The 11,759-nt window shown below is 77.5% G+C and carries 11 protein-coding genes; 9 read left to right on the top strand and 2 right to left on the bottom strand.

All coding sequences use genetic code 11. From position 1 onward, the window contains the following. A partial coding sequence (locus tag Q7T67_RS16690; RefSeq protein ID WP_304792233.1) for a Rossmann-like and DUF2520 domain-containing protein occupies nt 1–606 on the bottom strand: 606 nt, incomplete at its 3' end. Nucleotides 607–880: 274 nt separating this feature from the next. Here Q7T67_RS16690 and Q7T67_RS16685 point away from each other — a divergent pair. From Q7T67_RS16685 to Q7T67_RS16665, 5 genes are all read left to right on the top strand, one after another. Beyond that, a complete protein-coding gene (locus Q7T67_RS16685) occupies nt 881–1,648 on the top strand; it encodes a uracil-DNA glycosylase (RefSeq protein WP_304792230.1) in 768 nt (255 codons plus the stop codon). Next, nucleotides 1,645–2,577 (top strand): hypothetical protein, encoded by a 933-nt coding sequence (locus Q7T67_RS16680; RefSeq protein ID WP_304792227.1) that lies wholly within the window; start codon nt 1,645–1,647, stop codon nt 2,575–2,577. The genes Q7T67_RS16685 and Q7T67_RS16680 overlap by 4 nt, the downstream gene beginning before the upstream one ends. Before the next feature lie 67 nt (nt 2,578–2,644). Next, on the top strand, nt 2,645–3,703 hold the full coding sequence (sbnA, locus tag Q7T67_RS16675) for a 2,3-diaminopropionate biosynthesis protein SbnA (RefSeq protein ID WP_304792224.1): 1,059 nt from the start codon (nt 2,645–2,647) through the stop codon (nt 3,701–3,703). A gap of 70 nt (nt 3,704–3,773) precedes the next feature. Next, nucleotides 3,774–5,705: an FAD/NAD(P)-binding protein gene (locus Q7T67_RS16670; RefSeq protein ID WP_304792221.1), complete on the top strand. Its 1,932-nt coding sequence runs from the start codon at nt 3,774–3,776 to the stop codon at nt 5,703–5,705. Beyond that, complete coding sequence (locus Q7T67_RS16665; protein WP_304792217.1) at nt 5,702–7,195, top strand: Y4yA family PLP-dependent enzyme; 1,494 nt, start codon at nt 5,702–5,704, stop codon at nt 7,193–7,195. The genes Q7T67_RS16670 and Q7T67_RS16665 overlap by 4 nt, the downstream gene beginning before the upstream one ends. 10 nt (nt 7,196–7,205) lie before the next feature. Here the strand turns inward: Q7T67_RS16665 and Q7T67_RS16660 are convergent, their stop codons facing one another. Beyond that, nucleotides 7,206–8,639: a lipopolysaccharide biosynthesis protein gene (locus Q7T67_RS16660; RefSeq protein WP_304792214.1), complete on the bottom strand. Its 1,434-nt coding sequence runs from the start codon at nt 8,637–8,639 to the stop codon at nt 7,206–7,208. Nucleotides 8,640–8,675: 36 nt separating this feature from the next. Here Q7T67_RS16660 and tsaE point away from each other — a divergent pair, with 36 nt between their 5' ends. The 4 genes from tsaE to tsaD all read left to right on the top strand — a co-directional run bounded on the left by tsaE (nt 8,676) and on the right by tsaD (nt 11,696). Further along, a complete protein-coding gene (gene tsaE, locus Q7T67_RS16655; protein WP_304792211.1) occupies nt 8,676–9,170 on the top strand; it encodes a tRNA (adenosine(37)-N6)-threonylcarbamoyltransferase complex ATPase subunit type 1 TsaE in 495 nt (164 codons plus the stop codon). Nucleotides 9,171–9,238: 68 nt separating this feature from the next. After that, nucleotides 9,239–10,027, top strand: coding sequence for a tRNA (adenosine(37)-N6)-threonylcarbamoyltransferase complex dimerization subunit type 1 TsaB (gene tsaB, locus Q7T67_RS16650; RefSeq protein WP_304792209.1), 789 nt, complete (start codon nt 9,239–9,241; stop codon nt 10,025–10,027). 74 nt (nt 10,028–10,101) lie between these two features. After that, entirely contained in the window at nt 10,102–10,701 is a 600-nt protein-coding gene (rimI, locus tag Q7T67_RS16645; protein ID WP_304792206.1) for a ribosomal protein S18-alanine N-acetyltransferase, read from the top strand. After that, entirely contained in the window at nt 10,698–11,696 is a 999-nt protein-coding gene (gene tsaD / locus Q7T67_RS16640) for a tRNA (adenosine(37)-N6)-threonylcarbamoyltransferase complex transferase subunit TsaD (protein WP_304792203.1), read from the top strand. Before rimI ends, tsaD begins: the two co-directional genes overlap by 4 nt. Nucleotides 11,697–11,759: the final 63 nt, after the last annotated feature.

The raw sequence follows: 11,759 nt of genomic DNA, 5'->3' as shown, positions 1-11,759 counted from the left end.
GTCGCCGCGGGCGACCGGGCCCGTCAGCGCGGCGGGGGCGCCGTGCTCCTGCCAGCCGTCCACCGCGGCCCGCACGAGCGGCGCCAATGCGGCGCGGTCCAGGCCGACGCCGACGGCGATGCGGTCGGCGAGGTCCTCCACGGCCAGGAGGTAGTTGGCGGCCACCGACGCGGCGGCGTGGTACGCGGCGCGGTCGGCGTCGTCGACGCGCAGGGACCGCATCCCGACCGCCGTGCCGAGCGCCTCGGCGACGGCGAGCGCCTCCGGGGTGGAGCCCGCGACGGCGCACGGGGCGCCCCGCAGCGGCGAGCCGGGCCCCGTGACGGTCATCAGCGGGTGCAGGGAGAACGCGGTGTGCGGCGCGAGCGGGGCGAGCGTGGTCGCGCCGGAGCAGTGGCCCACGACGCGCCCGTCCCGGGTGGGCAAGGCGGCGGCGGCGAGGGCGATGGAGCCGTCGGGGACGCAGAGGAGGACGACGTCCGCGTCGCCACCGTCGAAGCCGCGCCCGTGGGGGCCGTCGACCCGGACGCCCGCGGCGCCGAGCTGTGCGGCGAGTGCCGTGCCGAGGCGCCCTCGTCCGACGACGGCGACTCGTGGGGTGGGCACATCGGACGATGTGCGTGGACGCAGGTCCATCAGGTCTCCGGTCCAGCTCCCTGGGAGGGATGCCGGTCGCGTGCAGAAGGGTGTGGTGCGAGGTGCTGCGGCAGGTCCGTCCCACGACGTGGTGACGGCCTCTCTGAGTTGTAGCACTCCGCACGAGGATCTCAACGGAGCGAAACCAGGTCGGGTTTCTTGGGTATCACTCTGCGGTCGTGAGCCGGCCAGGGGCGACCGGTGCGGCACGGCCGCCCGCGGGGGGCCGCTAGCCTCGGTCCCCTTGCGCGCGTCCCCGGTCACCCCCGCGCCGACGGCCACGGCCGCCGAGCGCCGTGCCCTGCTCGGGCGCCTGCGCGACGACGCGCGGGGCTGCGTCCGCTGCCCGCAGCTGGCCGCGGCGCGCACCACCGTCGTCTTCGGCGCGGGCAACCCCGACGCGGACGTGCTCCTCGTCGGCGAGTCGCCCGGGCGGGGAGAGGACCGCCAGGGGCTGCCGCTGCTCGGCGCCGCCGGTCGACTGATGACCGACCTGCTCGGCGAGGCCGGCCTGCGACGGGAGGACGTCTACGTGACCACCGTCCTGAAGTGCCGGCCGCCGAGCAACCGCGATCCGCTGGCCGAGGAGCTCGCGAACTGCCGGGCGTACCTGCACGGGCAGATCGAGCTCGTGCGGCCCAAGGTGGTCTGCACCGTCGGGTCGTTCGCCACGAAGCTGCTGCGGGAGGACCCCGCGGGGATCCGCGGCGTCCGGGGTCGCCCCGAGGTCCGGACGATCGGGACGCGGACCGTCCGTCTGCTGCCGCTCCTGCACCCGGACGCGGCGCTCTACGAGGGGGCGCTGGTCGAGCTGCTGCGCGCCGACCTCGCGCTGCTCCCGGAGCTCGTGGCCCGGCCGGCGCCGCCCCAGCCCGGGCCTGCGCGCGTCGATCGCGGACCGGGGGAGGACGACGGGAGCGCCGTCTCCGCCGGCGCACCCGGGGATCCGTCCCCCGCGACGTCCGTGGAGGACGACGCCCCGGGCGGCCAGCTGGGGCTCTTCGGGCCATGACGGCGCTGTCGACGATCGGGCCGCTGCCCTTCTCCTGGTGGAACGTCGTGCTGGTCGCCACGCAGGCGCTCCTCGTCGCGCTGCCGGCCGCGGGCCTGCCCGCCTTCGCGCAGCGCTTCGCGGGGCGGTCGTGGTCGCTCGTCCTGCCGCTCTCGATCTCGGTCGTCGTCGCCGTGCTGGCGGTCGTGCCCGATGCCGCGGTCGGGTTGACGTGGCTCGCGCTGGTCGCCACGCCGCCGCTGGCGGCCGCCGCCCTGGGGTGGGGGGCGCACGGCGCCCGGCCCTGGCTGGCGGTCCTCGCCGTCCCGGCGCTCGTCCTCGCGATCGCGTTCGAGGGCGAGCGCCTGGGCCAGGGGGCAGCGCTCTTCATCACCGCCCTGAGCTGCGTGGCGCTCGGCCGCCTGCTCGTCGGTGCGGTCGGCGGTGCGGCCGAGGCGGTCGCCCCGACGGGGCCGGCCGCCTGGGGCGACGCCCCGGTCGGCCGCCGGCTGCGCGACGCCCTCGCCCGCGTCGTGGGGGCCCTCCCGCCGACCGCCTGGATCCGGATCGCGCTGGTGGCGATGGCAGTCATCGACGCGATCCTCGTGTTCTCCGGCGGCCTCGAACGCCCGAACCAGGCGCTCAACGCGGCGGTCCCGGCGGCCGAGCTGCCCCGCCTGCAGTTCGTGCAGTTCGGCTACGCGTCCATGGGCTACGGCGACGTCTTCGTGGCGGGCGTCCTCGGCGCGCTGCTCGCGGCGGAGGGGGTGCGGCGCCGCACGCAGGTGCTCGCCGCGGTGGTCACGTTCGGCCTGTCGTTCGTCTTCGACCTCCTGTTCTGGGTCGTCGACGTCCTGCCGGCGACCGTGCCCGTCGCCGTGGCGCTGCTGCTCTTCGGCGGACTGCGGGGCCCGGCGACGGACCGGTTCCCCGGCAGGACCCCCGGGTAGGGGCCGGAGGCTCCGGCCGGGAACCCCTCCCGGACCCACCCCTCGGGTGCGCCGGACGCCACGCATCGTGCTCGACCAGCCCTCGCCGTTCTCCTCCGGAACCCCCGTCGCCCGGCCGCCCGTCGACGGCGTGCTCGGCGCGATCGGGCGCACGCCCCTGGTCGCGCTCCACGCCTACCCCGACCGGGCGGACGTCCACCTGTTCGGCAAGCTCGAGGCGAGCAACCCCGGCGGCAGCGCCAAGGACCGGCCGGCGGCGCGGATGATCGAGGACGCCTGGGACCGCGGGCTGCTGGGGCCGGGGTCGACGGTCGTCGAGTCGAGCTCGGGCAACATGGGGGTCGGGCTGGCGCAGGCCTGCCGGTCGCGCGGCCTGGCCTTCGTCTGCGTCGTCGACGCCCGCACCAACCGCTCCAACGTGCTCGCGATGCGCGCCCTCGGCGCCGAGGTCCGGATCGTCACCCGCCCGGACCCCGCGACGGGCGACCTGCTCGCCGCGCGGCTGGCGCTCGTCGCCGAGATCGTGGCCGCCACGCCCGGCGCGTTCCGCACGGACCAGTACCGCAACCCCGCCAACGCCGTCGCGCACGAGGACGGCACGATGCGGGAGATCATCGAGGCGCTCGACGGCCGGATCGACCAGCTCCTGGTGGCCACGAGCACGACCGGCACCCTGCGGGGTTGCGTCGACGCGCTGCACGCCCACGGCCTGCACGACACGCAGGTCGTCGCGGTCGACGCCATGGGCAGCGCCCTGTTCGGCGGCACCCGCGGCCCGCGGCTGCTGCCCGGGTTCGGCGCCGGCGTGCCGACGGAGCTCTCGGAGCGCGCGGAGTACGACCGGCTCGTCCGCGTGAGCGACCTGGACTGCGTCGTCGGGTGTCGGCGGCTGGCGCTGCGCGAGGGCGTGCTCGCCGGGGCGTCGTCCGGCGGACTGATGACCGCGTTCGACCGGCTGGCGCCCGAGCTGCCGGCGGGCGCCCGGTGCGCCGCGATCCTGCACGACGGCGGCGCGCGCTACCTCGAGACGGTCTACGACGACGACTGGGTCGCCCGCGAGCTGGACTGCGACGCGGCCGGGCTCGCGGACCTGGTCGCCGGGGGCCCCGCGCTCCCGGTGGCCTGAGCGCCCGATGGTCGTGCCGCGAGCCACGACGCCCGATCCGGGCGCCACGGGTCACGGACGGGGCACCGCGATGCCCGTCCGGGACGCGGCGGCGCGTCGGGGCGGGGAGCCCGCCCCGCTGCGGGTCGCGCTGGTCGGTCTCGGGCCGAAGGGGCTGTTCGCGCTGGAGCGCCTGCTGGACCGGGCGGCCGGGGCCCCGCTGGACGTCGTCGCCTACGAGCCGCACCCCGTCCCCGGCGCGGGGCCCGTCTACGACCCGTCGCAGCCGGCGTACCTGCGGATGAACAACGCCGCCGTCCACGTCGACCTGTGGTGGCCCGGCAACGCGACCGTCCCGGCGCACGAGCGCCGGTCGTTCGCCGCCTGGGACGCGGGCCGGCACGGCGATCCCGGGGCGTTCGTGCCGCGCGCGGCGGTCGGCCGGTACCTCGCCGACGGTCTGGCGACGGTCCTCCGCCACGCCGACCCCGCCACGACGGTCCGCGTCGTGCGGGCGCGGGTCGTCGACGTCCGCCGGGTCGACGGGGGACGCGGCGGGCACGCCGGGACGGCTCCCGGCGCCCCGGGCCCGGCCGGCGGCGCCGCCGACGACGCGACCACGTGGAGCGTCACGACCGACGACGGGGGGACGGCCGTCCACGACGAGGTGCTCCTCGCGACCGGGCACGTCCGCCCGACCGGGACCGCGGCGCCCGCCGACCGCGCGCCCGGCCCGACGATCCCCGCGGTCTTCCCCGTCGACGTGCACCTCGGGCCCGACGCGGTCCCGGCCGGTGCGGTCGTCGCCGTCCGCGGGTTCGCGCTGACCGCCATCGACGCCGCGCTGGCCCTGACCGAGGGGCGCGGCGGGCGCTTCGTGCCCGCCACGGTCGCCCACCGGCTGCGGTACGAGCCGGGGCCGGACGGGGTCGCGGCCGTGGTGCCGTTCTCGCGCACCGGGCTGCCGATGGTCGCCAAGCCGGCCCACGACCTGCACCGCGACGTGGCGGGACTGGACGCCGTCGGCGAGGCCGGCCGGGCCCGCGTCCGGGCCCTCGGCGGCGGGTCAGTCGGGACCGTGGAGGGGCTGCGGGACGCGGTCGCGGCGACGGCCGGGGCCGCGCTGGTCGCGGTCGGCTCGCCGTGCGACCCCGGGGTCCCGGCGGCCCGCCTCCGCGACGGGGACCCGGTCGACGAGCCCGCGGTCGAGCAGCTCGCCCGCTCGCTGGACGTGGCGGTCGGGGCGCGACCGCCCGGCGCCGAGTGGGCGCTCGGGCACGCCTGGCGGACGATCTACCCCGCGGTCGTCGAACGCCTCGGCGGCACCGCGCTCGACCTCGCCGGGTGGGACGCGTTCCGCGCCCTCGCCGCCCGCCTGGAGCGCATCGCCTTCGGCCCGTCGGCCGAGAACGTCGCGAAGCTGCTCGCCCTCGTGGAGGCGGGCGTCGTGGACCTGACGCACGTGGCCGGGGGATCGGTGCACCCGGTCCGTGCCCGGGACCCGGACGACGCCTCGGCCGTGCCGCCGCGGGCCACGGTCCGCAGCGTCCCCGGCGGCGTCCGCTCCGGTGCGCTGGTCCGCTCCGCTGCCGGCGAGCGTGCCGTCGACGTCGTCGTCGACGCGGTCCTCTCCGCACCGGGCGTGCCCGCGGAGGACGACGGCCCCGTGGCCCGGCTCGTCCGGCGCGGCGAGCTGCGGCTGCTGCCCGGTCGACGGGGGCTCGACGTCGGTCCGGGCGGGGCCTGCCGCGACGCCGCGGGGGACCGCGTCCCCGGCCTCTCCGCGATCGGCCGGCCGACGGAGGACGTCGTGATCGGTCACGACACCCTGAGCCGCACGCTGCACCGGCAGGCCGACGAGTGGGCCCGCCGTGTCGTGGCCGTCGCGGTGGCCGCCGGTGGCCCCGGGGCCGCGCACGCGCCAGTCCCCGCGCAGGACGCGGCACCCGCCCGGCGGGCCGGCCCCACCGAGCACCCCCGACCCACCGATGACGCGCGCCCCCGCGTCGGAGATCCCGCATGAGCACCACCTCTCCCGGCCGCACCGACCTCCGCGACGGCTGCCGCGGCCTCGCGCCCCTGACGGGACGGGTCGAGCCCTGGCTGGCCGACGTCGCCGCCCGTCCCGGGGACCTCGCCGGCTGGCTCGACGCGCACGGCTCGCCGCTGAACGTCCTGGACCCGGGTCCGATGGGACGCAACGCCCGCGAGCTGCAGGACGCGGCGGCCACCCACGGCCTGGAGCTGGGGATCTTCTTCGCCCGCAAGGCCAACAAGGCGCTCGCGCTGGTCGACGAGGCCGCGCGGCTCGGCCTCGGGATCGACGTCGCGAGCGAGCGCGAGCTGCGCCAGGTCCTCGACCGCGGGGTCGATCCGTCGCGGATCGTGCTGACCGCCGCGGTCAAGCCCGTCTCGCTGCTGCGCCTCTGCGTCGAGGCGCGCCCGACCGTCGCGCTGGACAACGCCGACGAGCTCGCCGCCCTGACGTCGCTGCTGCGCCCGGACGGCCCGCCCGTCCCCGTCGCCCTGCGCCTGGCGCCCGAGCTCGGACCCGACCGGCCCCCGACGCGCTTCGGCCTCGACGTCGACGCCTGGCTCGCCCTCGTCGACCGCGCGTGGCCGGCGGGCGGGGGAGGCCCGTCGACCGGAGCGCGCGTCGCCGGGGTGCACTTCCACCTCGACGGCTACGACGCCGGTGAGCGGGCCGTCGCCCTGGGGCAGGCCCTGCGACTGGTCGACGCGCTGCGCGAGCGGGGCCACGACCCCTCGTTCGTCGACGTCGGGGGCGGCATCCCGATGAGCTACCTCGACGACCGCGACGAGTGGGACCGCTTCTGGGACGCCCACCGCGCCGGGCTCCTCGGCGACGGCCCCGCGCTCACGTTCGGCGGCCACGGCCTCGGGCTCGGCGTCCACGACGGCGCGATCACGGGCTCCCCGAACGGCTACCCCTACGCGCAGTCGCCCGTGCGAGGCGCGTGGCTCGACGGGCTCCTGGGCACCCCCGTCGGTCCCGGCGGCCCGACGGCGGGCCAGGCCCTGCGCGGCCGGGGCCTGGAGCTGCGCTGCGAGCCTGGACGGTCGCTGCTGGACGGCTGCGGGGCGACCGTCGCCCGCGTGGCGTTCCGCAAGCGCCGCGCCGACGGGACGTGGCTGATCGGGGCCGAGATGAACCGCACGCAGTGCCGGACGACGTCGGACGACTTCCTCGTGGACCCGCTCGTGGTGCGTCCTCCCGGGGTCGCGCCGGCGCACGACGACGAGGCGGCGCACGACGAGATCGAGGGGTTCCTGGTCGGCGCGTACTGCATCGAGCGGGAGCTCCTGACCTGGCGCCGCCTGCGCTTCCCGCGCGGCGTCGCGGTCGGCGACCTCGTCGTCTTCCCGAACACCGCCGGCTACCTCATGCACATCCTCGAGAGCGCCTCGCACCAGATCCCGCTGGCGCAGAACGTCGTCCTCGGGGAGGGCGGCGAGCCGACCCTGGACCGGATCGACCGCGCGACGGGCTGAGCCGGGCGGCTCAGCCGACGGCCGGCGTGTCCGCCGTCGCGCCGCGCACCGGCACGCCGACGACGTCGGGCACCGTGTCGTCCGCGGTCCCGGCACGCACGCCCGCGGCCGGCGGGGTCCACCACGCCAGCCCGAGCGTGATCACCGCGGCGGCGGCCTGCGAGGCCAGGACGATCGTCGCGAACTCGGTGGCCGACCAGCCGTGGCGGGCGAGGAACGCCACCTCGACGATCGCGAGGACCAGCAGGGGGACGAGGTGCCGGTGGCGGCCGATCGCCGAGAGGTACTGGACCGCCATCAGCGTGATCGACAGGAGCAGCATGGCGGTGCCCAGCAGCGGCAGCGCCCCGGAGGCGGAGTCGAAGCCGGGACCGAACGCGGTCCGCAGGAGCCAGCCCGGGATCGCGATGAAGATGAGGATCGCGGGGATCCCGATGAGGAAGAGGAAGAGGATCGCGCGGCGCAGCACCGGGTGCGGGTTCTCGCCCGCGACGGCGCGACGGGTGGCCTCGGGCAGCAGCTGCAGCGCGACGCCGACGGCGACCCAGACGACGGCCTTGGCGGCCACCGCCGCGGCGGCGTAGGAGCCGGCGACGGACTCGTCGAGCTCGCGCTTGGCGAGGATCGTGTCGACGTTCTGCATGATCGCCACGAGCAGCAGCGACACGATCACGGTGCGCTCCCAGCGCGCGAGGCGCCACAACGGGATCGGCTGGTCGCCCTCGCCGACCGCGTCGGGGTCCTCGAGGTGCTTGTTGCGCAGCCTCCGGTCCATCCCCAGCGCCAGCAGCGCGAAGGCGATCGGGGCCGCGGCGAACGCGCCGGTGACCTCCATCCCGGCGGTCACGAGGACGATCGCCGCGCCCAGGCGCAGCACCGCCTCCATGACGATCGACCCGCCGACGGCGTCGAAGTCCCCCAGACCCTGCAACGCGCCGCGTTGGAGGCAGACGAGCAGGAACAGCGTGCCGGACACGGGCAGCACCGCCGCCGCCCACGGGTGCGGCCCGACGCCGATGAGGTTCGCCAGCGGCTGGCGGAAGACAACGCCCAGCACGAGCGCGAGGGCGGAGAGGGCGAGCGCCTGGCGGGTCCAGCTCCAGACCTCGCGGTAGGGCTCGTGGTGGCCGCGCTCGGTCCAGCGCACGATCGCGCGGGCCGCGGCCGCCTGCATCGCCTGTCCGGACACCTGCAGGATCAGGAAGGCGGCGACGAGCGCGGCGAGCGACGCGTAGCCCGTCTTGCCCAGCAGGCGCGTCAGCAGCACCGTGAAGAGCAGCTGGATCGCGTTGTTGAGCATGCTCGCCGCTGCGAGCTCCGCGGTGCGGCCCGTCTCGGACTCGCGGGCGGCCTTCAGTCGGGCGATCAGGCCGGGGGCGGCAGGGCGCGGACCAGCGGGACCGGCGCCGCCGGGCCCGGCCGGTGGAGGAGCAGTCGGCGGCACGAAACGGGAAGCGTAGAGGACGTAGACTCGGCGGCGATGCGTCCCGACGACCGAGGCCCGGAGAGCGATCGGGCGGCCGGTCGGGACGACGAGGCCCCGCGTGAGCGGGCGCACACCTCCTCGGCGGCCGACACGGAGGCGCTCGGCGCGGGTCTGGCCGGCCGTCTTCGGGCCGGCGACGTGGTGCTGCTGCGCGGCGACCTGGGGGCGGGGAAGACGACGCTCGTCCGCGGCGCGGCGGCCGCCCTGGGCGCCGCCGTCCGGGTGACGTCGCCGACGTTCGCGCTGGCCCACCGCTACGACGGCGACGGCGTCCGCGTCGCGCACCTGGACCTCTACCGCCTCGCGGGGCTGGGGGAGGACGACGAGGAGCTGATCGCGGAGGAGCTCGACGGCGACGTCGTCGCGTTCGTCGAGTGGCCGGACGTCGCGGCGGAGCTCGTGGCCGGCCGGGTGGCCCTCGAGGTGACCCTCGCCCACGCCGGCGGGGACGGTCGTGACGTCGACCTGGTCTGGCGGGCGGAGCGATGACGGACGCCGGGCCGGCGGGGCCCGCGGGCGACGCCGGTCGCGCTGCGGGCGTCGGGCCCGTGGGTGCCGTGACGCTCGCGCTGGACACGGCGACGCCGGCGACGGTCGCCGGGGCGACGGGACCGGGCGGGACCCCCGGCGTCTCGCGGATCGAGCTTCCCGGGCCCGGGGAGCGCCCGGGCCACACGCGCCTGCTGCTCGGGCTGGCCGAGGAGGTGCTGGCCGGCACCGGTGGCACCTGGGACGACGTCGGGCGCATCGTCCTCGGACTCGGCCCCGGCACGTTCACGGGGATCCGCGTCGGCGTGGCCACGGGCCGGGCGCTGGCGCTCTCGACGGGGGCGGGCCTCGTCGGCGTGCCGACCCCCTGGGCGCTGGCCGAGGCCGTCGGCGGGGCCGGCGGCACCCACGAGGGCCGGCCGGTGCTCGTCGTCCAGGACGCGCGACGCCGCGAGCTGTTCCTCACCCTCTTCCCGGACGGCGGACCCGGCGGCGCGGGGGGCGTCCCCGGAGGGCCGGCCGACCACGGTGCGCGGGCCGACGCCGACGCGCAGCCCGATCCGATCGCGGAGCGGGCCTCGGGGCCGGCGCCGTTCACGGCGGCGCAGGACGATCTCGCCGCGGCGCTGGCCGCCCTGTCGGTCGCCCCGGCCGTCGCGGTCGGCGACGGCGCCCTCGCGTTCGCGGACGTGCTGCGCGAGGCCGGCGTCGAGGTGCCCGAGGACCCTGCGGCCCACCGCGTCGACGGCCTGGCGCTGATCCGGGCGGCGGCCGGAAGACCCGTCGTGGCGCCGGATCTGGTGCGGCCCGTGTACGTTCGGGACGCGGACGCCGTGCCGACCGCGGACCGCCGGTGACCCCTCCCGTCCCCCATCCCTCCTCCTCCGAGCCGCCCCGCGGCGACCGACCGCGGACGGGCACCGCGCGCGGCGTGGCGATCCAGCGCCTGACGTTCTCGGACATGCCGCAGGTCCTCGCGATCGAGCGCCGCAGCTACGCCGCGCCGTGGTCCCTGGCGATGTTCGTCCTCGAGACCGCCAAGTCCGGTGGCCTCTGCGTGGTCGCCAGGGCGTTCGGCAGCGGCGCGGAGGGCTCCGCGTCGGGGATCGGCCTGGTCGGCTACGCGATCGTCTCGAAGTACGACGACGCCTTCCACGTCATGAACGTCTGCGTCGACCCCAACCGACGGCGCGAGGGGATCGCCCGCGGCCTGCTGGAGCACGTCGTCGAGCGGGCGGGCGGCGACGACGCCCGCCTGACCCTCGAGGTCCGGCCGTCCAACCGCGGCGCGCGCGCCCTCTACGACGACCTCGGGTTCCTCTCCGTCGGCGTCCGCCGGCGCTACTACCGCGACGACGGGGAGGACGCACTGATCATGTGGCGGACCCCCGCGACGCTGCAGGGCCGCACGTACGACATCCCCGGGGCCGACGACGAGGGCGCCGGTCCGGGCTCGCGCGGACCCGTGCCCCCGGACGTCCCCGACGTGCCCGACGTCGCGGGCGTCCCGCGCCGCCGGGGCCGCTCGTGATCCTCGCGATCGAGACCAGCTGCGACGACACGTGCGCGGCCGTCGTCACCGACGACGGCGAGATCCGCTCCAACGTCATCTCCAGCCAGGGGATCCACGACGCGTACGGCGGCGTCGTCCCCGAGCTCGCCGCCCGCGCCCACGCCGAGCGCTGCGACCTCGTCGTCGCCGACGCGCTCCGCACCGCCGGGATTACCCTGGACGACGTGACCCGCGTCGCCGTCACCCGCGGCCCGGGGCTCGTGGGTGCGCTGCTCGTCGGCCTGCAGACCGCGAAGGCGATCGCGGTCGGTCGCGGGCTGCCGCTGATCGCCGTCGACCACCTCGAGGGCCACCTGCTGGCGTGCACGCTGCAGCCCGTGTCGTTCGAGCCGCCGTTCGTCGCGCTCGTCGCCTCGGGCGGCCACACGTTCCTCTCCCGCGTGGACGACGCCGGCACGATCGAGGAGCTCGGCGGCACGCTCGACGACGCCGCGGGGGAGGCCATCGACAAGGGCGCCCGCCTGCTCGGCCTGCCGTACCCGGGAGGGCCCGCGCTCGAGCGCCTCGCCGCCGACGGCGACCCGACCGCGTTCGCGTTCCCCACGGGCGCGAAGGTCCAGGGTCTCGACTGCTCGTTCTCGGGGCTGAAGACCTCGCTGCTCTACAAGGTGCGGGACCTCGGCGACGAGGAGGCGTCGGCCCGCCGCGCCGACCTCGCCGCGTCGTACCAGCGGGCGGTCGTCGAGACCCTCGCCGTCCGCGTCGAGCGGGCGCTGCGGGCGACCGGCCTGCGGCGCCTGGCCGTCGGCGGGGGCGTCGCGGCCAACGGTCCGCTGCGCGAGCGGCTCCGCGCGCTGGACGCCGAGGTGGCGATCCCCGACCGCTCCCTCTGCACCGACAACGCCGCGATGATCGCCGCCGTGGCCCGCCACCGCCCGGCGCTCGCGGAGGCCGACGTCGCCGGGCTCGAGGCCTACGCCACCGGGCAGCGACGGACCGCCGCCGCGCGCTGAGCGCCCCGCCGCCCGCGCGTCGGGGGCCGACCGGCCGGGACGACACGCCGGCCCCGTCGCCCC

It is taken from the genome of Patulibacter sp. (assembly GCF_030655195.1).
GTDB lineage: Bacteria > Actinomycetota > Thermoleophilia > Solirubrobacterales > Solirubrobacteraceae > Patulibacter.
The sequence above is the reverse complement of the archived record's forward strand: the minus strand, read 5'-3'. Positions and strand labels throughout refer to the sequence as shown.

Coding starts and splice junctions, on each gene's coding strand:
- Q7T67_RS16665 (WP_304792217.1), top strand. CDS start 5,702: ATGAGCACCACCTCTCCCGGCCGCACCGACCTCCGCGACGGCTGCCGC.
- tsaE (WP_304792211.1), top strand. CDS start 8,676: ATGCGTCCCGACGACCGAGGCCCGGAGAGCGATCGGGCGGCCGGTCGG.
- Q7T67_RS16680 (WP_304792227.1), top strand. CDS start 1,645: ATGACGGCGCTGTCGACGATCGGGCCGCTGCCCTTCTCCTGGTGGAAC.
- Q7T67_RS16670 (WP_304792221.1), top strand. CDS start 3,774: ATGCCCGTCCGGGACGCGGCGGCGCGTCGGGGCGGGGAGCCCGCCCCG.